Annotated in this window: 22 protein-coding genes and 1 pseudogene; 14 read left to right on the top strand and 9 right to left on the bottom strand. The window is 47.4% G+C overall.

All coding sequences use genetic code 11. The annotated features are described in order from the left end of the window. Nucleotides 1–16 precede the first annotated feature (16 nt). On the bottom strand, nucleotides 17–706 hold the full coding sequence (locus NLBNIHML_RS24990; protein WP_339303489.1) for a glycosyltransferase: 690 nt from the start codon (nucleotides 704–706) through the stop codon (nucleotides 17–19). Between the two features lie 327 nt (nucleotides 707–1033). Here NLBNIHML_RS24990 and NLBNIHML_RS24985 point away from each other — a divergent pair, with 327 nt between their 5' ends. Next, nucleotides 1034–1744: a GT-D fold domain-containing glycosyltransferase gene (locus NLBNIHML_RS24985; RefSeq protein ID WP_339259707.1), complete on the top strand. Its 711-nt coding sequence runs from the start codon at nucleotides 1034–1036 to the stop codon at nucleotides 1742–1744. Nucleotides 1745–1968: 224 nt separating this feature from the next. On the opposite strand, the gene NLBNIHML_RS24980 is transcribed toward NLBNIHML_RS24985, so the two are convergent. Next, nucleotides 1969–2376 carry a hypothetical protein gene (locus NLBNIHML_RS24980; protein WP_339240503.1) on the bottom strand — a complete coding sequence of 136 codons (408 nt, stop codon included), beginning with the start codon at nucleotides 2374–2376 and terminating at the stop codon, nucleotides 1969–1971. A gap of 188 nt (nucleotides 2377–2564) precedes the next feature. Between NLBNIHML_RS24980 and NLBNIHML_RS24975 the strand changes: the two genes are divergently transcribed. The 13 genes and pseudogenes from NLBNIHML_RS24975 (at nucleotide 2565) to NLBNIHML_RS24915 (ending at nucleotide 12755) form a co-directional block, all read left to right on the top strand. Next, nucleotides 2565–3713 (top strand): RluA family pseudouridine synthase, encoded by a 1149-nt coding sequence (locus tag NLBNIHML_RS24975; RefSeq protein WP_494353022.1) that lies wholly within the window; start codon nucleotides 2565–2567, stop codon nucleotides 3711–3713. A 79-nt stretch (nucleotides 3714–3792) separates the two neighbouring features. Beyond that, on the top strand, nucleotides 3793–4371 hold the full coding sequence (locus NLBNIHML_RS24970) for an SLOG family protein (RefSeq protein ID WP_442031603.1): 579 nt from the start codon (nucleotides 3793–3795) through the stop codon (nucleotides 4369–4371). Nucleotides 4372–4538: 167 nt separating this feature from the next. Beyond that, entirely contained in the window at nucleotides 4539–5354 is an 816-nt protein-coding gene (speD, locus tag NLBNIHML_RS24965) for an adenosylmethionine decarboxylase (RefSeq protein WP_253432081.1), read from the top strand. A 184-nt stretch (nucleotides 5355–5538) separates the two neighbouring features. After that, entirely contained in the window at nucleotides 5539–5949 is a 411-nt protein-coding gene (gene flgB / locus NLBNIHML_RS24960; RefSeq protein ID WP_253432078.1) for a flagellar basal body rod protein FlgB, read from the top strand. A gap of 148 nt (nucleotides 5950–6097) precedes the next feature. After that, nucleotides 6098–6538 (top strand): annotated as a pseudogene (locus tag NLBNIHML_RS24955) (GNAT family N-acetyltransferase); the annotation flags it as partial. Nucleotides 6539–6727: 189 nt separating this feature from the next. Beyond that, nucleotides 6728–7132 carry an NUDIX domain-containing protein gene (locus NLBNIHML_RS24950; RefSeq protein WP_494354761.1) on the top strand — a complete coding sequence of 135 codons (405 nt, stop codon included), beginning with the start codon at nucleotides 6728–6730 and terminating at the stop codon, nucleotides 7130–7132. A 32-nt stretch (nucleotides 7133–7164) separates the two neighbouring features. Beyond that, complete coding sequence (locus NLBNIHML_RS24945; protein WP_339259704.1) at nucleotides 7165–7692, top strand: ankyrin repeat domain-containing protein; 528 nt, start codon at nucleotides 7165–7167, stop codon at nucleotides 7690–7692. A gap of 222 nt (nucleotides 7693–7914) precedes the next feature. Then, nucleotides 7915–8430: an RNA polymerase sigma factor gene (locus NLBNIHML_RS24940; protein ID WP_339240499.1), complete on the top strand. Its 516-nt coding sequence runs from the start codon at nucleotides 7915–7917 to the stop codon at nucleotides 8428–8430. Then, nucleotides 8427–9761: a DUF4179 domain-containing protein gene (locus NLBNIHML_RS24935; protein WP_494353021.1), complete on the top strand. Its 1335-nt coding sequence runs from the start codon at nucleotides 8427–8429 to the stop codon at nucleotides 9759–9761. Before NLBNIHML_RS24940 ends, NLBNIHML_RS24935 begins: the two co-directional genes overlap by 4 nt. Before the next feature lie 97 nt (nucleotides 9762–9858). Continuing rightward, the gene (locus tag NLBNIHML_RS24930) at nucleotides 9859–10902 is read left to right on the top strand and encodes a S66 family peptidase (protein WP_494353020.1); all 1044 of its coding nucleotides are present in this window, start codon (nucleotides 9859–9861) and stop codon (nucleotides 10900–10902) included. 64 nt (nucleotides 10903–10966) lie between these two features. Then, nucleotides 10967–11272, top strand: a complete 306-nt coding sequence (locus tag NLBNIHML_RS24925; RefSeq protein ID WP_091015194.1) for a hypothetical protein — start codon at nucleotides 10967–10969, stop codon at nucleotides 11270–11272. Between the two features lie 244 nt (nucleotides 11273–11516). Further along, nucleotides 11517–12278, top strand: a complete 762-nt coding sequence (locus tag NLBNIHML_RS24920) for a threonine/serine exporter family protein (RefSeq protein ID WP_342573298.1) — start codon at nucleotides 11517–11519, stop codon at nucleotides 12276–12278. An 18-nt stretch (nucleotides 12279–12296) separates the two neighbouring features. Beyond that, a complete protein-coding gene (locus NLBNIHML_RS24915) occupies nucleotides 12297–12755 on the top strand; it encodes a threonine/serine exporter family protein (RefSeq protein ID WP_339240493.1) in 459 nt (152 codons plus the stop codon). A 101-nt stretch (nucleotides 12756–12856) separates the two neighbouring features. Here the strand turns inward: NLBNIHML_RS24915 and NLBNIHML_RS24910 are convergent, their stop codons facing one another. From NLBNIHML_RS24910 to NLBNIHML_RS24880, 7 genes are all read right to left on the bottom strand, one after another. Continuing rightward, nucleotides 12857–13408, bottom strand: coding sequence for a DUF2569 domain-containing protein (locus tag NLBNIHML_RS24910; protein WP_339240491.1), 552 nt, complete (start codon nucleotides 13406–13408; stop codon nucleotides 12857–12859). A gap of 120 nt (nucleotides 13409–13528) precedes the next feature. Then, nucleotides 13529–15397 carry a transglycosylase domain-containing protein gene (locus tag NLBNIHML_RS24905; protein WP_494353019.1) on the bottom strand — a complete coding sequence of 623 codons (1869 nt, stop codon included), beginning with the start codon at nucleotides 15395–15397 and terminating at the stop codon, nucleotides 13529–13531. Then, complete coding sequence (locus tag NLBNIHML_RS24900) at nucleotides 15391–16131, bottom strand: hypothetical protein (protein ID WP_339259698.1); 741 nt, start codon at nucleotides 16129–16131, stop codon at nucleotides 15391–15393. Before NLBNIHML_RS24900 ends, NLBNIHML_RS24905 begins: the two co-directional genes overlap by 7 nt. A 99-nt stretch (nucleotides 16132–16230) precedes the next feature. After that, nucleotides 16231–17364 carry a sensor histidine kinase gene (locus tag NLBNIHML_RS24895; RefSeq protein ID WP_339259697.1) on the bottom strand — a complete coding sequence of 378 codons (1134 nt, stop codon included), beginning with the start codon at nucleotides 17362–17364 and terminating at the stop codon, nucleotides 16231–16233. A gap of 55 nt (nucleotides 17365–17419) precedes the next feature. Next, entirely contained in the window at nucleotides 17420–18154 is a 735-nt protein-coding gene (locus NLBNIHML_RS24890) for a response regulator transcription factor (RefSeq protein WP_339261349.1), read from the bottom strand. Continuing rightward, entirely contained in the window at nucleotides 18151–19107 is a 957-nt protein-coding gene (locus tag NLBNIHML_RS24885; protein ID WP_494353018.1) for an aminoglycoside phosphotransferase family protein, read from the bottom strand. Before NLBNIHML_RS24885 ends, NLBNIHML_RS24890 begins: the two co-directional genes overlap by 4 nt. A 107-nt stretch (nucleotides 19108–19214) precedes the next feature. Further along, nucleotides 19215–19673, bottom strand: coding sequence for a DinB family protein (locus tag NLBNIHML_RS24880; RefSeq protein WP_339303503.1), 459 nt, complete (start codon nucleotides 19671–19673; stop codon nucleotides 19215–19217). Between the last annotated feature and the right edge of the window lie 123 nt (nucleotides 19674–19796).

Here is a 19796-nt window from a genome sequence, read left to right as displayed (position 1 = left end):
GATGAATCCCCCCTGATCAGATCATGAATTCGCGTAATACCTGGGCCATCTCATCCCGGCTTAATCGGTCTTTTGGCGGTACTTTTTTCACTGAAGTATTGTTTGAATGTACGATGTTGACATAATTGCGCGGAGCAAGCAGTTCATGCGGCAAGTCTATGACATTGCCATGTGTACCTCTGCCCGGAAGCTTGACCCGGTATCCGGATGCGTACTCGGCTGTTTTATACAGGTAGACATAGAATTGCGGAGAACGATGAAACGCTGGTGCCATTTCGTTGTTCACGCTATCCCAGAGATAGCCGTTCTGGTTAATCAATGCCATCGTCTGCGGCTGTGGCTGAATATCGTAGAGTTGCTGAACAAAGGTTCTATGATACAGATCATCCGAATCCAGACGGGCAATATAGATATCCTCTGCTCCTTCAGCAAAAGCCAGAATGGCACGCACACTTTCAATATTTGTTCCAAAACGGATATTGGAAGGGAGCGGCTCTTGACCTGCCAGAATCTCCTGCATCAACTCCCCCGATTCCTTGGACAGCTTCACCACGGTCAGGAAATCCTGATTCGTCTGTGCCTTCAGGCAATGCAATGTGAACGTGCGGAAGATGCTCATTCGACGTTCCAGCCACTCCCGCGTCAATCGCTGCGGGTCCATCCCGTAATTGTTGAAGTTAATCTCAATCACAACTTTCCTGGACATAACATTCCTCCTCATGAACGCTACTGCATGATCCTTTTACAGCATACAGACCGTTTTCATAGTATTGATGTCGTCTCTCTCGATGCCGTCTCTCAATGAGCCACATCTATCACATTCATATCTCTTCCAAGCAACATCTCCTTTGGAATTCCGCACTCTATAACGTATGAAACGTTAATAGAAGCGGTACCGACAGATGTACTGACTTTCATATAAATAGATTCATATACGCCTGAAGATGAAGCCCTGCGGGTCGAACGTACATATCGTTGCTCCAGTCGCAACATAGAATAGAGCAGTTCTATTTTCAAAGGGGGCAATCGCTGAATGGATTCGATCTATCTTGAACTGGAAGGTGTGCTTGAGCAGCTTGAAACGGCGCTTCTTGAACAGCGTCCGCTCTCTCTTGTACGTGTCGGCGATGGCGAGAATATCGTCATGTCTCAAGAAACCGTATGGACCACGGAACGGGTCCTTCAGGAGCGTTGGGCCAAGAAAGCCAATTTAGGACAAAAGGGATTGCGTCTTCCCAACCCGCAGCTCCGGGATGAAGTTGCCGCTTCCTTGCAACGGGCGGATATCGTCGGCGTTCTTCCCCGCGGTGACAGTACCATTAACGCGCCGGATTATCTCAAACGACCTCTGACCGATATGGTGTTTGCCCACTTTGGCATCTCTCCCTCACGGACTTGTCATGCCTGTGTCAATCGGGAGCTGGCACAAAATCCGCGTTTCTGGCAGATGCTTGCAGGCAAGCGTGTGCTTCTCGTTACCCGTGAGACCGAAGCCTTGCGTGCTACGCTCGAACGTGAGCCGTATCATTTAAACATCGTGACTGCGCTGCCCTTCGACAGCTATGATCACATGCAGGAAACACTCGAGTGGATTCAGACGAATCAAGATACCTTTGATGTCGCTCTCTTCTCCTGTGGTGTCAACGCGGTTGTTCTGGCTGAGCGTACAGCTGCACTCGCCGGCAAAGTCGCCATTGACTTCGGCAAAGCCAACAACATCATTCTGAAAGGGCGTGCCAACTGATCCCCCTGGACACCTCCATCCTTCAGATGAGTGATCCGCCTTGACTGTACAGACATTTGTATGACCAAAACCCCCGGCTCCTTAAGCCGGGGGTTTCATGCTGAGCGCTAGTCGAGATATATTGCTACACGACCTTCTACTTCTGGTTTCTGGGAAATGAAACGAACTCTGCCGTCAACATAAGCGATGACGAGCACTCTGCTTATTGATATTACGCCTCACAACTAACCAGTGGCTGCAATACCGTATAACATCTCCGGCCCGGTTCTTACTGCTGTGGACACCCCCGAGATGAACGAAGTATACACACTTTCCAGTGCGGGTGGTGCAGACAGGTCCTGAGCTGTGAACGAATGAAATTCGGCACCGCCGTTCTGTCCAATCGTCCCTTCAGCACGGTAGATGACATAGAATGGATCATATACGAATCCCCGTACCAGCTCCACCACAAAGGTATCTCCAAGTTCTCCCGTAACCCCCACTGTTCCGTTCAACGTAATAATGGGATTCACCACGCCTTGAGTCTGCAGACCAATCGCACCAAAAGCTGTCGGGGATTCTGACAGCGACAAACCGGGCTGTCCAACAGTTCCCGAGTTCATCGAAGTTCTCATATCGAGAAACACGCCCATGAGTAACACCTCCAATGCTATGGGATACCATATCCTATGAATCTCACAACTCTTCGGATTGGATGTATAGCAGTTTCATGAACCTATTTTTATTTGTCGACTGTTAATGGTATATTGGACTGCATAACGAAATGAACGGATCGTATGCACACAAGCGGTACAGGCTGTTCAGAAGGAGATTACTATTCATGAATAAACGCAAACGTCCAACAGGCAAAACATCGGCCTCGGCCAAGGGAAAATCATACGCAGGTTCATCTACAGCACGTTCTGGCAAGTCTAACTTCTCATCTGCAAAATCATCAGGTGCTTCCGCATCACGCAATACGGAGGAGAATAAGAAAACACTAGCTGCCAAATCATCAGCCGCACCGAAGAAAGCCGGAGGTAACAAATCCAAAAATGGCAGTGCTTCCAAGCGCCCGGGCAATGCCTATTATCGCAAGCAGGAACCACCACGCCAGTACAAAGTCACCGAACCGGACGAACTGCTGAACTTCCTGTTGCAGCATTTGAAGTCGGGACGGAACGCGGTGAAGTCCATTCTGGGTCGTGGACAGGTGTCCGTGGATCAGAAAGTCGTAACCAAGTTTAATGAAGCGCTAACGCCAGGTCAGATTGTCTACATCCGAAAAGAAGGTGCAGTCGCTGCTCCATCCTTGACGGGTATTAACATTTTGCATGAAGACGATGATATCATCGTGATCCGCAAGGAAGCCGGACTGTTGTCCATTGCCGCTGACAAGACGGATGATCTGACAGCTTATCGCCAACTGACAGAGCATGTACGCCGCACCAATCCGCTGAACCGGATCTTTGTCGTCCACCGTCTGGATCGGGATACATCGGGTGTAATGATGTTTGCCAAAAGTGAAGAGGTACAGCAGAAACTGCAAAACAACTGGAAAGAAAATGTGCAGGACCGTGTCTACGTTGCCCTTGTTGAAGGTGCAGTAGCCAAAGAAGAAGGCACCATCTCTTCCTGGCTGAAGGAAACCAAAACACTGAAAATGTACTCCAGCTCTCGTCCGAATGATGGACAACATGCGATCACGCATTACAAACGTCTGAAGTCGAACCGCGACTTCTCTCTGCTGGAAGTACGTCTGGAGACAGGTCGCAAAAATCAGATTCGTGTGCACATGGAAGATCTCGGACATCCGATTGCCGGTGACCGAAAATATGGCGCACGCACAAGAGACCTCGGCCGTCTCGGACTTCATGCACGTATACTCTCATTTATTCATCCGACAACGGATGAGCTGATGTCATTTGAAACGGATATTCCGAAACCATTCCTGTATCCGTTCCGTGCAGATGCTCCACCTGCGAAATAACTGCATCTTTAGTGTGTGTCTATAGAAAATATAGAAAATTCCACTGATCATTGATCATGCCTGAAAGGAGGAACGGACACTGAAAAATCTGTTGATTACCGGTTACCGGGCACATGAATTGCAAATTTTCGGACAAAAACATGAAGGTATTCCTTTTATCAAAAAAGCCATCTCCTCCCGCCTCACACCTCTTGTCGAGGATGGTCTGGAATGGGTGCTGACGCCGGGACAATACGGTGTGGATCTGTGGGCATGCGAAGTCGTGATTGATCTGAAGAAGACGTATCCACATCTGAAACTATCGATCATTACTGCCTTTCAGAACCCCGAGGAACAATGGAAAGAAGACAAGCAGGAGTATTACCGTTCCATCCTCTCGGGTGTGGACTATTACGGTGCGATTAGCAATCAGCCTTATATTGGACCGTGGCAGTTCACTGCCCGGGATGACCTGTTGCTGCGTAAAAGCGACGGTCTTCTGCTCGTTTATGATGAAGATGCCGGGGAAGGCAGTCCCCGTTTTGTGAAGGAAAAAGCCGTGAAGAAACAGCAGAATGAGGACTATACGATCATCAGTGTCACTTCAGAGGATATCCAATCGGTAGCTGAAGATGAGCGCATGAACGATATTGTAGACTTCGACGATTCTTCCTTCTGAATCATGCTCGATCAATGCAGACCGTTCAAGGTCCATCCGTTCACATCCATCATCAGATGAGATTAACATTCCGTATGACGTACATATGTTTTTTTTGGAGTCAGGTTGGGTATAAGTAGTATTATAACTGCGATGATATGTCGTATGGGATAAGGGGAACTGCAACCATGACAATTACGCCAGAGCAGCGCATTCAACTGCATGGATTTAACAACCTGACCAAGTCGCTGAGCTTCAATATGTACGATATCTGTTATACGAAAACCAAAGACGAACGCGAAGCTTACATTGAATATATTGATGAACAATATAACGCCGACCGGCTAAGCAAGATTCTGAACAACGTCTCCGACATCATCGGGGCCCACGTGTTAAATGTTGCTAAGCAGGATTATGTGCCTCAAGGTGCCAGTGTGACGATCCTTGTCTCGGAAGGTCCTATTGTGGAGATCCCCGAAGAATCACTCGATGAATCTCCCGGCCCTCTGCCCGATAACGTCGTTATGCAGCTGGACAAAAGTCATATCACGGTGCACACCTACCCAGAGTTTCACCCTAGTGAAGGCATAAGTACCTTTCGTGCGGACATCGACGTCTCCACCTGCGGTGAGATTTCACCGCTCAAGGCGCTTAATTATCTGATCCACTCGTTTGATACAGACATTATGACGATGGATTACCGGGTACGTGGCTTCACGCGGGACACCAGTGGACGCAAGCTGTTCATTGACCATGAGATCGGCTCGATTCAGAATTATATTCCCGACGAGATCAAGAACAGCTTTGACATGATTGACGTGAACGTCTATCAGGAGAATATTTTCCACACCAAATGTAAGCTGAAGGAATTCGACCTCGATAATTATCTGTTTGGGTACACCAAGGATAAGCTTAGCAAGAAGGAACAACAGGAGATTACGGAGTGGCTGAAGCTGGAGATGGACGAGATCTATTACGGCAAAAATATGAATCGTCCCACTTAAAAGTCTGCTCGAAGGCTGATCCAGAAAGCCAGCCAAGGTCTAAGACAAGATTTCATGAAGGCAAGGTTCTCTTCAAGAGCCTCCGGCATGTGCTTGTCTTTTTCTATGTTATGTTGACAGTGTGCAACTTTATTTTTTATTATAGGAGTAACTGTATTAATATGCAGTGAAGGAGACTGAGCCTGTGATCGAAACGAATACCACAAGACGTAACGAATCACTGTTACAAGCGCTTACTGCACAGCACAATGCCATTACCAACAACATAGCCAATGCAGACACGCCCAACTACAAAAAGAAAACGGTAGAGTTTCAGGAAGAGCTGAGACGGATCGTTGAGAATGGCAAAACCGATCAGCTCGCCATGAAGCGGACTCATGAAAAACACTTCCCTGTCAGTGATCCCCATTCTTCCATCGTACAGTACCGAATTGTCGAGAACAACGAAACCACGATGAACAATAACAACAATAACGTTGACATTGACAAGGAAATGGCGGACCTTTCAGAGAACCAACTCATGTATAACTACATGGTTGACCGGGTCAGTGGACATTACAAAAAAATGAAGAATTTATTGAATGATCTGAAATAATGAATGTACAAGCAGCCCGAAATGGCTGCTTTTTTTTGTTGTTTTTCAATGAATGTAGACGGTTTAGTGCCATTTTTCGGTATCTGCTCCTGTTCGTAGTATAATGGAATGAAATGAAAGATTTCATATCGAACAAAAGAGGTGCAACATGGCTCCACGTCATTTAAATGCTTTTCAAGGTTCCAAAGTCAGACTCGCAGCCCCATGCCCGGAAGATTGCATGCGTCTCTCCCGCTTCACGGACGATTACGAATATTTGCGCAACATGGATACCGATATTGCCGTTCCATTAACGCCGGATGAGACAGGCTCCTCCTCTGTCCGTCGAGACAACGGCTTTGAATTTGCATTACGTACACTGGAGGGAAATCGATTCATTGGCTTCACCGCCCTCTACCGGATTGAATGGAACAATCGCTCCGCCCGTCTGGCCATTGGCATCGGTGAAGAAAATGATCGGGGTAAAGGATATGGCAGCGATGCCCTCGCCCTGATTCTCCGATATGGCTTCCATGAATTGAACCTCAACCGGATTGCGCTGGAAGTCATTGAATACAATGAAGCCGCGAGACGCGCATACCTAAAAGCCGGATTCCGGGAAGAGGGGCGTCAGCGTTCTGCAGTTCTGCGGGATGGCATGCATTATGACCTGATCTCGATGAGTATCCTTGCGGAAGAATGGTCGGCACAGTCTGGGCTTCCATTGTCGTTCGGATCTAATCGTTCTGCCCCTGCTGCCGAATCCGGAAATAGGGTAGCTGCTGATTTTTCACCTCGTATTGGCGTAGGCGCGGTCATCCTGAATGATCGGGGCGAAGTGCTTCTCGCCTGGCGGAACCGCCAGCCTGAACAGCACACCTGGAGTATTCCTGGCGGGAAAGTAGATCCCTATGAGTCCCTGGAGACAGCCGTCATCCGTGAAATCAAGGAAGAAGTGAACCTGGATATCGCCATCGACAGCCTGCTCTGCACGGCGGAGACAATCCAGCCACAACAGCAGGAACATTGGATATCCGTGCTCTATTCCACCAAGGTGATTGGCGGCCATGCTCGTAATCTGGAAGAAGGCGGAGCCATCGGTGAGATCGGCTGGTTCCCGCTCCATGATCTGCCTTCTCCACTCGCTTGTTTTGCCGTACCTGGGTTGGAAGCTCTGAAGAAGCTATATAATGAATCCCTGTAATTAAATTATCTCATCAGATGGAGGTAATCCTTATGGATCATGCAGAACAGATGAATCAACTATTTCAGGCTGCACAGGCTGGAGATGCGGTATCCATTGCTGGAATTCTCGCTTCTCAGCCGGAACTCACCAATACGGAGAATCAGGATGGGTTAACTCCGCTGGGGTATGCCTCTCATTATGGACAAGCAGGAGCAGTTCGTGTTCTTCTGGAGCATGGAGCCAATGTTAACGCCCTGTCTCATTCCAAAATTTCCTTTATTCCGTCCAATACTGCACTGCATGCTGCTCTTGCGGGGGAACGTTCTTCCGAAGTAATCGGCCTTTTGCTTCAACATGGGGCATCCACGAGCATTTTGGACAGTGATGGACAATATGCACTGCACTCGGCAGCATTTCATACGGATCAGATCGAACTTATCGAGATGTTAATCCAGTATGGTGCAGATCCACATGCGCTGAACTCAGCGGGTCAGACCCCATTGGACATTGCACTTGAACGCGGTAATACGTCTACAGCTTCATGTCTGCGAGCAGCCGTTGCAGCTCAGCAGCAATAATGTTTAGCTAGCTTGGACAATAACATGAATAACCGTCAGGACTCTTTTTGGAGTACAAAGAGAAGGTCTGACGGTTATTTGTGTTGTCCTCTACGTTCTCGTATACATATGTAGTTCAACTTCTATAGAAATCACAATACATCATATTTTTTTCAGAAAACAAGAACCGTTTGACACCTTACACGGTCTAATACTCAACACAACCATGAAAGGAGGAGCCATGTGACCCCTACTCAGCTCACTATCGCCGCACAAAAAGGGGATGCCGAGGCTTTTGCAGCCTTAATGGAATTGCATCATAGTCGACTGTACCGCATCGCCTATGCCTACCTGCACAACCAAGGTGATGCACTGGAGGCCATTCAGGAATCAACCTTCCGGGCATTTCGTAAACTCAAAAAATTAAAAGAGCCATCCTACTTTGGCACTTGGCTCATCCGCATTCTGCTCAACTACTGCGCAGACGAACGCAAACGCAAAAGCCGTTTCAGCCCCGATACGGCGATTCATGAACCCAGCAGCTGGGATCGTCCTGCCGACCCTGATCTTGCTGCCGCCGTATCCAACCTTGATCGGGATTGTAAACAGATTATTATCCTGAGTTATTTTGAAGGTTTCTCCCTAACCGAAGTTGCTGATATTCTGGAAATCCCGACCGGAACCGTCAAATCCCGATTACATCGGGCACTCGGACAGCTCCGGGATCAACTTGAAATGAAAGGAGATGCATCTTCATGACGGATGAACAAAAATCATTCGACGCATTGGAAGAACGTCTGAATGCTCGTAAGACGGAATACGAAACCATGCCAGTACCGGATTCTGCCTCCCAGGCTGTGCAAGCGGGAATTCGCCAAGCTGCCCGTAAGCGAAAGTCCCGGCTGCGCTGGTATATGAGCTCCATCTCGGCTGCTGCCCTCATCCTGCTGTTTACGGGATGTATCCGTGTCTCTCCCGCTTTTGCATCCTTTGTGGAGCAATTGCCTGGCATGGAAGGCATTGTGAGCATGATTCGCCAGGACAAAGGATTAATGATGGCGATCGATCAGTCTCTCTTGCAGAAGGTCGGTGTCACCGACGAGCATGATGGTACTTCCTTGACCGTTGAAGGCATTATCACAGACGAGTCACGTATGGTCATTTTTTACACGATGAAAGGCATGAAAGAACCCCAGAAATTCAACTATGATATCGATCTGCTCGATGAGAACGGGAATGATCTGCCTGTTGCGTTTACTCACTCTTATCCAACACCTTCTCCAGACGAGAATGTGAATGAGAATATGATTGACGTCATTTTCACAGATGAAGCCTCTCCTCCTGAGAAGCTAAGCGTCGTGTTTAAGTCCAGAGATACAACGCGTGCAGAAAAGTGGAAAATAACGTTCCCGGTAGACAAGAATCTTACCAAAGGCATGAAAAAAGTCATTCCTGTGAATCAGACGTTAACAGTGGATGGACAGCGTATTGATGTGAAACAAGCTACTCTGTATCCAACACGTCTTGTGCTTGATGTGAATTTTGATCCTAAAAATACCAAGAAGGTATTTGGCCTCAGCGATCTTCAACTGGTTGATGAGCAAGGGCGCGCGTGGAGAACGGATACCTCAACCGGTGAGGATGAACGTTCCATTTACTTCGAAAGCATGTACTTCTCCATACCAAAAAAGTTGACGTTACAGGGATCTGGCTTCTCCGGTTTGGATAAAGATGAGTTGGATTTCACCCTTAATCTGAATTCACACCGGATCACAGGTGGACCACCTGGATTGAAGATGGTAGGCAGCAAGGTCGAAGGCAAAGATCTAATTATTGATTTTTCCGTTGCTGGCAGGATGGAAGGTGGATTCGTTCTCACTTTCAGGGAAGTTACAGATAGTGCAGGGAAATCATATGAAGTTCCTGGCTCCAGTTGGAGTAGTGGGGATGGGACGGATGACAGTCATACGATTGTTTCTTCTACTATCCAAAATGGAGCCAATTTAAAAGGGGAAGTGAAGATGAACATCTCCACCTATCCGATGAAAGTAAAGTCTCCCTTCTCATTGGACATTCCTGTTAATCCTTAATTTTCTACCCATAGGCTGTGATTATCGCAAATATTCTATATAATGGAAACATTCATTATTACGAGCAATGATGTTCATAGGGAAGGTGTGTTTAGATATGAATCAACGTTCCATCCGTTATCCGCAGCCACTCGCTCCGGGAAATACCATCGGTGTAGCTGCACCCTCCAGCGGTGTAGGCGAATCCTTGCACCATTATCTTGAGGAGAGTAAACGCAACATAGAGCGCCTTGGTTTTGGCGTGATAGAAAGCCCATCGCTCCGCCAGAACATCAAATGTGTGAGTGCCTCCAAAGAGCAACGCGCCGAAGAGATGAATGAATTTCTTCGCAATCCGACTATTCAAGCCATTATCCCTCCATGGGGCGGGGAGTTTCTCATGGATATCCTGCCCCTGCTGGATTGGGAAGCTTTGAAAACATTGCCGCCCAAATGGGTCATGGGTTATTCGGATATCAGCACCTTTTTATTCGCATACACCCTGCTCACCGGCACAGCGACAGCGCACGGCACCAATTATGTGGATTTAAGATCACACGCCCTTGATCCCGTAACTGCGCGCTGGATCGATGTATTACAGACCCCTTACGGCGGACAGATTACACAATCGTCTTCCACGCATTATCAATCGGAATGGAAAATGGAACTACCTGGATTTAACCTGGATACACCCTCACGCTGGAAACAGCTCGGCCATTCGGAAGATGCAGTTACCGCTGTCTCGTTCTCCGGTCGACTGATCGGTGGCTGTATGGATACCATCACCTGTCTGATCGGCACCCCGTATGCACCCATGCAATCGTTTTTGGATCAGTATTGTGCAGAAGAAGGAACCATCTGGTATCTGGAGAGCTGTGAGATGAGCGCAGGAGATATTTACCGTCATCTGTGGCAGATGAGACAGGCTGGCTGGTTTGCAGGCGTGAAAGGTTTCATGTTCGGCCGACCTGCGGGTTATTCCGATACAGCGGATTTCAACTTCACTGATGCTCTCTCCTCTGCACTTGGGGATCTGGATGTTCCTGTACTGTATGACGTGGATCTTGGCCATATGCCGCCCCAGTTAACCTTTGTGAATGGAGCATTGGGCAAAGTCGCCTATGAAAATGGACGCGGGAGCCTGGAGATGGCGTTTGTGTAATCACCCTTTGTAGGCAGATGCATACCTTGAAGTAAGAACTTATTTTGAGGAAGGGTTGTGCATCATGTCTGAATCCACATCCACGCCATCCATGCGTGTCGTGTATCAAGCCAATCAACCGATGCTTCAATCCGTGCAAAGTGTGCGGAATATGCTTCATCATACAGCCCGACAGCATATAGGCAAGAAGGTACAAGTCCAGAATATCGATGGTCAAGTGTGGGAAGGTGTCATCATCAGTGCAGACCGGGGGATTTTGTATCTCCAGGTTACCCCGATGCATGGATATCCTGAACCGCGCGCGTTGTTTGGACCTACGATTTTGCCGCTGGTGCTGTATGAATTGTTGGTTATTACCCTGTTGATGTAGGATATTGTTCCTGTTTATCCGTTTATATCCGAATCTGTTCCACGAAGCTTCGCTCCTAAGATCTTCAAGTCTTGGGAACGAAGCTTTTTTATGGTCTTGGCGCTGGTGCGGTATGATTCCTTGCGGGCGTGTGAAATATGATACAATGGTGTCGCACCACCCCATATCACTTATGAAACGGAGCTTGATCCGGTTGGAATACATACGTCATGATTCATCACCCGTATCACAAGTCGAGACGGGTATGATTGGCAACAACCCTACTGAACAATCCCGCGTAATTGCAATCTGTCTGCTCGCAGGCAAAATCATGCTGCAAAGTGGTGGTGAAACCTACCGTGTGGAAGATACGATGAAACGTATGGCCGCAGCGCTCGGTTTACCCCATTCACACAGTTACGTAGTGCCTACAGGCATCTTCTTCTCTGTTGATGCAACCGAACCCGCCAAGCTGATTCGTATTTCCGAGCGTACGACGGATCTGGATAAGGTATCCGAGGTGAATGCGGTCTCCCGCCGTATTGGACATGGTGAGCTATCCGCGCAGGAAGCCCATGAACTGTTGGTACAGATCGAAGGCAAGCCTTCCTCCTACTCAACGGCTGTACAGCTTACGGCCGCGGCGTTATCCAGTGGTTGTTTTACCATTATGTTTGGCGGAGGCTGGAGCGACTTTCTTCCTGCGCTGATCTGCGGGGGCATAGGTTATGCAGCCGTTATTGCCTTTCACCGGCTGGTACGGGTCAAATTTTTTGCCGAGCTTACAGCATCCTTCGTTATTGGCGTACTCGCGTTTCTCCTGATCTATATGGGAGTGGGCCATGAACGGGACAAAATTATTATTGGTTCGGTTATGCCGCTGGTTCCGGGGCTGCTGATTACCAATGCTGTACGTGACCTGATGGCCGGACATCTCGTCTCCGGACTATCCAAGGGAGCCGAGGCATTTCTGACCGCCTTTGCCATAGGGACCGGCATTGCAGTTGTATTTTCACTTTTTATGTAAGACGGAGGAATGCAAGATATGCTCCATTTTATTGAACAAGCCTTAACCAGTTTTGTCGCTTCAGCCGCGTTTGGGATCATCTTCAACGCACCACGGCGCATGCTGCTCCACGGCGGATTTGTCGGCATGATCGGCTGGATGATCTATATCGTGCTTGAATATGCAGCGGATGCGGTGCCTGCTACCCTTGCAGCGACTATAGCCGTAGGTGTCATCAGCCAGGTATTCTCTCGCATGTTTCGTGCACCCGTTATCATCTTTAGCGTTGCAGGCATCATTCCTCTGGTTCCTGGTGGGCTGGCGTATAATGCGATGCGGAGTTTTGTGCAAAATGACTATAGTGCCGCCATGGAGATGGCCGCCAAAGCACTCATGTTATCCGGCGCTATTGCCGTAGGCCTGGTGTTATCCGAGGTATTAAACCAGATGATACGCCGAATTCCCGCCTCACTGCGGACAAAATCATCATCAAAATGATTATTCTTTTCATAGTTTCAACACACATAAGGCCCGTTAGTATACAGGATGATCTCTTGTATGCTAACGGGCCTGCCGTATACTATTCCAATTCATCCTTTTTACTTCACAAACGTATTCTTCACACGCACCGACTTCAGGAAATACGGGATGAAGATACAGCACGTCAGAATAGATCTTACGATCAGCTGAAAAGCAGGAGTGGCATCAAGCACATGCTGTTCTCTTGGGATTTCATTTCGCGCAATCAGAATCCAGGTCACGATGCTTATGATTACATTCATCAGATACATCACCATCATCATGCGTGGAAACTGTTTCTTCCGCCTATATAAAAGAATGAGATTCACGATTACGATCATCAATAGTATGGTGCTGCTAATGAAACCAAACCATAGGAGTGGACGAATCGTCTCCGTGTAGATCTGCGGGTCAACACCACGGCCGACTTCCCATCGGGCAGGGTCCATGATGACATTCACCTGCGATACATCCGAGATAAGAAACACCAGGGCAAGCCAAAGACTGATCTGGATTAAAATAAGCCATCCACCTAATCCGGAGATACCCGGCCGTTCCGGTCTGATACCGGTTTTGGGTTGCAGCGAGTTCATATCCGCATCTGTATCCGAGTTATTGTAGTTATGGTCCATGTCATCCTCCTGTTTACGCGTTACGTTAGATAAGAGAACATATTATATATTACAATCTGGATTCTGTATATTTTAGAGGACGAACAGAGCATGTGGCCTATGCTCGCCCTCACTTGATGTCTATTGCATTGCGCGTTTCATTACCGTTGCGAACAAATCCGCTGCAGCACCACTTCCTGACCTCATATAATGTTCTGCATCCGTATGATCAAACCCCATCCAGACCGCCGCAGTCCAGTTACTCGTGTAGCCAACAAACCACAGATCCCGATTGGCCTCCCTTCCCACACCTGGTAATGCAACCTGAGTCGTTCCCGTTTTACCTGCTACCTTGTGCTGACCTAACTGTGCCCGACTCCCTGTTCCCTGACTAACTACATTTTGCAGCATTCTGGTCATGGCATTCGCCGTGCTAGACGAGATTACCTGCTTATTTTCCGACTTATGAGCATAGATTGTTCGTCCACGGGAATCTGTAATCTTGCGTATCAGATGGGCTGTGTTCAACTTGCCATTATTCGCAAACACGGTATAGGCCTGCGCCATCTTCATTGGAGACACCCCCTGATGCACTCCGCCCAAGGCAATCGAGAGGTTCAGATCTTCTTGCCCCAGTTCAACACCGAGTCGTGCCGCAAATTGATGTGCGTATTTCAGTCCGGTTTCATGAAGCAGCCATACGGCTGGGGCATTGATGGACTTTTGCAGGGCCTGGGACATCGATATTGAACCGCTGTAACGCCCACCCAGATTGCTGGGCTGATAGTTGCCATAACTCAAGCGTTTGTCCGGCAGTATGCTCTCTGGCTTGAACTTCCCCAACTCCAATGCAGGGCCGTAAGCAATAATCGGTTTGAAAGAAGAGCCTGGCTGCCTGGCATCCATAATCGCCCGGTTGATGCCCCCTTTCAAGGGATTACGTCCACCCATCATCGCTTTTACTTCACCGTTATGCTGGTCGATAATCACCATACTTGCCTGGACCTGCTCGTCTTGGCGATCATCGGGGAATCGGGTCGTGTCTGCAAATGTTTCTTCCATCGCCCGTTGCGCCTGTTGGTCCAGCCCGGTTTGAATAATCCAACCTGCCGATTGAATTTCTGCTTCACTTTTGCCTGTGAGTCGAGAAGCCTCCTGAATCACAGCGTCCACGGCAGACACATATGCGGGCTCGCTCAAGCCCGATGAAGTTGTTGTGTTCAATACGGTTTCAGGCGGCGTGTATTCTACGCTACGAGCTTCAAGCATCTGCTTTCGTGTAATTAGTCCCTGTTCATGCATGAGTCCAAGGATAACGGCACGTCTTTGTTTGGAAAGTTCAGGCTGATCTACTGGATTGTATATAGACGGACCTTTGGGCATTCCGGCCAATGTAGCCATCTGCCATAATTCCAACTGATGCAGATCCTTCATACCGAAATACCGCCAGGCTGCCGCTTTTACACCATACTGCTGGCGTCCCATGTAGATCTGATTCAGATACATCTCCAGAATTTCATCCTTGCTGTATTTCTTCTCAAGGGCCATCGCAATCGACATCTCATTCACCTTTCGATTCAACGTTTTATCCCCATTTAAGTACAGATTTCTTGCCAGTTGCTGCGTGATGGAGCTTCCTCCCTGACTCAGATTCATATGTATAATGTCTTGCACAATGGCCCTGCCGAGACCGATGAAATCCAGTCCATCATGGTTGTAGAAACGTCGATCTTCTGTAACCAAAAAAGCCATCTTTAATAAATCCGGCATGGCATGCAGTTCAGCATATTCCGAATACCCTTTGGTCTGAGTAAGCAACCTCGAAATTTCGGTTCCCTCTGCATTCGTAATCATGGTTGAAGCGGCCACCTGCATAGCCTCTGGACGATTGCGAAGCACTCCTTCACCATAAGTAATCAGATAGAGATAGAAAAGCGCCAACATCACAACTACAACCACTGCTGCATCAAATACGTAATACGTCCATCGCTTGCCCCTGTGCTTCAACATTCAGGCTCCTTGTGTACCTGTTCATCTGAAACTCCGCGTTCCAGTCCATCCCGTTGTGTACTCTCCAGAGCATGTTGAAGCAGCAATGTCTGTTCATACGCCAACCTGACCCAATGCTGAACTTCTACCTCGTCCTGACAGCGCCCTTGGATGATCTCATCCAGAGAGGAACGGACGCCGTATAGGGTAAGCTTTATCGGTAAGTCAACCTGTGCAGAACTAGTCTGAGCATTCTCCTTGTCTTCTTCCACATGTTGCTTTAGATCGTGTTGCTCATTGTATATAGACGCCCCCTCTATCTCTCTTGTCTCATGTTTCCGTTCTGGTATGTTCAGCCCTTCCTCATGCAGGAGAGACGCAATCGTATTCAGATTGGCAGCAATCTGTCTTAGTTCACCACCACTGAGAACATCAATTCTTCCAGGGTTATGGCCCAACGCAAGTTCGGCTGTTCCGCGTGCAAGCTGACTGAGATCTTCCGCAATCTTCTGGGATCGAATCCAGAAAAAGATCGCAAACAAAGCTCCCCCAATGAAGATGAAGAACGGCTTTGTGCCGATATGGTTGATTCCCCAGTTCATCATACGCGTTATCCATGCTGTATCAGGAAGGACATGGTTATGCGCAAATCGCAGCATGTGATAGACGACAAAAAGGAGGGCTGCGCTCAGTAACGCGCTTGCTCCTCCAATGTATATGTATCTTAGTCTTACAGTACTGAATCGGGACTTCATATTCGGTATCCTCCTCTATACAACAATATGGTAATAGAGGTAGAATACCGAATATTTCTTAATGAGGAAGTAGTTAACTTCTTACCAAATTCTTAATTATTATTCCTCTGAGTAATTACTTGGGGGAGGAGCCGTGACAGGGAATCGGGTAACAAAATCTGTTCTGCCATTTTCACTATAGGCAACGATACTTCCTCGATGTAATTCAATCATCGATTTGGCAATCGCCAGGCCGAGACCCGTGCCTCCCGTTTCACGGGAGCGGGATTTATCCACACGATAGAATCGTTCAAATAGATGGGGCAGATCTTGTGCCGGAATCGATTCACCATAATTACTGATGCGGATTACAGCCTCCTTACCTTCAAGAGCCATTCCAATCTCCATTCGTTTCCCTTGCGAACCATATCTTATAGCATTGCTGAACAGATTCTCATACGCTCTTACAAGCTCCCCCGGAGCAGCCTGTATCCATAGTGGCTCTTGCCCGCCAACAAAATTGTAGGTCATCCCAGCATCCTCCAGCATGGGAGCAAACTCTTCAGCCAACTGCATCAGAAACGAATTTAGGTTCAACGCCTGCAAAGACAATGGAAGACTCCCGCCACTAACACGCGTATATTCGAATAAGTCATCGATCAGCTTACGAAGAGTCAGGGATTTCTCATAGGCAATGCTAACGTAATAGCGCATCTCAATCTCATCCTGGTAGCGATCCTTCTCGATGTACTCCAGAAATCCCAGAATAGAAGTGAGCGGTGTACGAAGATCATGTGATATCCCTGTAATCAGATCATTTTTGGCAGCAACTGCATTACGTTCTTCCTGAAGCGATAACTGCAATTGTTCAGCCATCTGATTAATGCTTGCAGCCACCACTCCGAATTCATCCGAGGTCTTCACTTCAATGCGATGTGATAACTCGCCTTTGGCAACTTCCTGAATTCCTGCCGTTATTTCGTCCAGAACCCGCATCACCTTGCGAGAGAACAGGAAAAAAAACAGCACAAAACTAAGCACACCTACCACAATCATTAAAGGCACCGAACCGATATTATTCACCAACCACCTGATCCCTTGGGCCGGAATGGAATAATTCGGATACGTCTGAGATTCCAAGATGGTTTGCCCCACTTGACTGCCCCCGTACAACATAACTGCAGTTAATATGCCGCTCAGCAAAAATGCATAGATAAATTTCCATCGGACTGTATTAATCAACTTTGAATTCATAGTCGGAACTCCCTGAATGTGTTCATATCACATGACATCCTGTGGATGTACATGTTTATTGCGGTTTGATCATTTTATAACCAACACCCCATACGGTCTGAATGAACTTGGGATGTTTGCTGTCGAGTTCAATTTTCTCACGAATCTTGCGAATATGCACCATGACGGTATTGTTCGACTCCATGAATTCTTCTTTCCAGACTTGACGATAGATCTGTTCCATACTGAGTACTGAGCCCTGATGGCGTGCCAGTAATTCGAGAACAGCAAATTCACGCGGAGTCAGACGAACCGGCTGCTCATCCACCCAGACTTCATGTGTATCGGTATTAATGACCAGATCATCAATAATCCACTCGTGCTCTTTGTTCTCCCGACCTTCATTGAAGGTATGATACCTGCGCAGCTGAGATTTCGCCCGTGCGACAAGTTCAAGCGGGTTAAACGGTTTGGTTACATAATCATCAGCACCGATGCTTAGCCCTGTGATTTTATCCATATCCATGCTTTTGGCGGACAGCATAATAATTGGCATTTTCTGCTCTTCCCGAATTTTCATACAAGCTTCTATTCCGTCCATATTCGGCATCATGACATCCAGAATAATGAGATCAATCGACTCTCTTTTCAATTGTTCTAGCGCTTCAAGCCCGTCATTCGCGGTGAGAATCCGATAACCCTCGTTGCCAAAATAAATTTCCATCAGTTTAATAATCTCCTGCTCATCATCGACAAGCAGAATGGTTGCTGGCTGTGCCACGGCATTATTCCTTTCCCTTCCATAATTCATGATCTGTTCAAAGTATACCACCGAGGGATGAAACTGCGAAAATCATCATGATCTTCACGGACACGCTCGATCCTGGTCATCATCTCATGTGTCTCTTCCGGCTTCACCTGCTGAATCCATACCACAGAAGACACTAGCGCCATAGCCGTATACAGTGAATACAATCTCCAGAATAACTCATTCGGTTCTTTGCCATCGAAGTAACCCTGAATCTGACCTATGGAATATGGAATACTGATCTCCGAAGCAAACAAACCCAGCTTCAAAAATTCATGAATGGGATCACCTTGATCATAACGATTAAAATCAATTACTCCTGCGAGCTTATCCTGCTTAACGACAAGATTGCTCGGGTGGAAATCATCATGCTGAAATCCATCTGGACGATTTTTCATCCAATCGAGATGGTCTGCGATAAACGTATGAATAGCCTGATCCTCTTTCATCACGATAGGGCACTGTTTATAGCGCTCCATGTAACGTTGATGCTTCGCGCTCTTGCGTGTGTACCATGATTCGACCTGTTCCTCCATCGGCAACTGGTGAATCAGCCTTAACTGTGCTCCTGCTTCCAAGCCAACGGCCCACTGCTGCTGTTCATTCAATTGAGGCAGTCTCTCGGACGCACCTTCGCCTTCAATGTAGCTAAGAATCATATAACCGTTCTTCTCATCCAATCTACCTGTGCCGAACGTTGCTGGACATAGTACACCTAATTGTTGCATGATCTTCAAGCATTGATATTCCTTTTGCTTCATCCATTCCTCAGCAACATCATATACCCTCACCAACACATGGCCTTGGCCAGGGACAAACATTTTGAATTTGGCATCCGCTGAATACCCCTTCATAACTGGTTCCATCTGCGTAGCCTGACCAAGTTCAGGAATCTGTTTTAACCTGTCAATCAACGTATTGTTCATCGATGCATTCCATGTATTTTGTTGTTCCACGTCCCGAATCCTCCGTTATTTCACGTATAACGTGCAGTATCGTCGGTCTATTCTTACTTTAACCCGTAATGTTTCCTATAACATGCTAGTATGTATTCTACTCATTTCTATTTAAAAAGAACTGATTCGGGTTCTTTGCCTGTCAGGGTCAGCATCGTATACAGTTGTCCTCGGTGATGGTATACATGTCCCATAATCTCAAGCAACCACTCCAGCCGACTATAGGATGCTCCCCAGTACGAATTCGTCACATGCAGTAACTCTTCCGTGTTAAACTGCCTGTATCGTTCGTATAGATACATCTGGTTATCGATCAGTGCCTGCTTGATCTCACGGAGCGAATGCACCTGATTCTCAGCATAGAATTGAGCCATTTCTTCCTTCGATGCACCTTCCGAAATATACACATCCGCTCGGCAGATCATAGACAGATGAGCCAGTAGTTCTCCAATAGGCCGTTTACCTTCAATTGGAGTCAAAGCCAAATCTTCTTCCGACAGCTGATCACATATATCTATCAACGATGTTACAGCCACGTCAATATGTTTGAACGCAGATTGAATCAACAGCCCACTTCCTTTTTACTCCATTATACAGAACATACGTTCTATTATCAACCAAGATATCCCTCCCTGATATATACCCCAAATCTATATAAATTGAACAAAACATATACACAAAACGGAGAG

This window comes from Paenibacillus sp. JNU01 (genome assembly GCF_059130585.1).
This window is presented reverse-complemented; position numbering and strand designations above follow the sequence as displayed.

Excerpts from the sequence above, each read along its gene's own strand:
- NLBNIHML_RS24990 (WP_339303489.1), bottom strand. The coding sequence starts at position 706 with ATGTCCAGGAAAGTTGTGATTGAGATTAACTTCAACAATTACGGGATG.
- NLBNIHML_RS24985 (WP_339259707.1), top strand. The coding sequence starts at position 1,034 with ATGGATTCGATCTATCTTGAACTGGAAGGTGTGCTTGAGCAGCTTGAA.
- NLBNIHML_RS24980 (WP_339240503.1), bottom strand. The coding sequence starts at position 2,376 with ATGGGCGTGTTTCTCGATATGAGAACTTCGATGAACTCGGGAACTGTT.
- NLBNIHML_RS24975 (WP_494353022.1), top strand. The coding sequence starts at position 2,565 with ATGAATAAACGCAAACGTCCAACAGGCAAAACATCGGCCTCGGCCAAG.
- speD (WP_253432081.1), top strand. The coding sequence starts at position 4,539 with ATGACAATTACGCCAGAGCAGCGCATTCAACTGCATGGATTTAACAAC.
- NLBNIHML_RS24945 (WP_339259704.1), top strand. The coding sequence starts at position 7,165 with ATGGATCATGCAGAACAGATGAATCAACTATTTCAGGCTGCACAGGCT.
- NLBNIHML_RS24935 (WP_494353021.1), top strand. The coding sequence starts at position 8,427 with ATGACGGATGAACAAAAATCATTCGACGCATTGGAAGAACGTCTGAAT.
- NLBNIHML_RS24930 (WP_494353020.1), top strand. The coding sequence starts at position 9,859 with ATGAATCAACGTTCCATCCGTTATCCGCAGCCACTCGCTCCGGGAAAT.
- NLBNIHML_RS24925 (WP_091015194.1), top strand. The coding sequence starts at position 10,967 with ATGTCTGAATCCACATCCACGCCATCCATGCGTGTCGTGTATCAAGCC.
- NLBNIHML_RS24920 (WP_342573298.1), top strand. The coding sequence starts at position 11,517 with ATGATTGGCAACAACCCTACTGAACAATCCCGCGTAATTGCAATCTGT.
- NLBNIHML_RS24915 (WP_339240493.1), top strand. The coding sequence starts at position 12,297 with ATGCTCCATTTTATTGAACAAGCCTTAACCAGTTTTGTCGCTTCAGCC.
- NLBNIHML_RS24910 (WP_339240491.1), bottom strand. The coding sequence starts at position 13,408 with ATGGACCATAACTACAATAACTCGGATACAGATGCGGATATGAACTCG.
- NLBNIHML_RS24905 (WP_494353019.1), bottom strand. The coding sequence starts at position 15,397 with ATGTTGAAGCACAGGGGCAAGCGATGGACGTATTACGTATTTGATGCA.
- NLBNIHML_RS24900 (WP_339259698.1), bottom strand. The coding sequence starts at position 16,131 with ATGAAGTCCCGATTCAGTACTGTAAGACTAAGATACATATACATTGGA.
- NLBNIHML_RS24895 (WP_339259697.1), bottom strand. The coding sequence starts at position 17,364 with ATGAATTCAAAGTTGATTAATACAGTCCGATGGAAATTTATCTATGCA.
- NLBNIHML_RS24890 (WP_339261349.1), bottom strand. The coding sequence starts at position 18,154 with ATGAATTATGGAAGGGAAAGGAATAATGCCGTGGCACAGCCAGCAACC.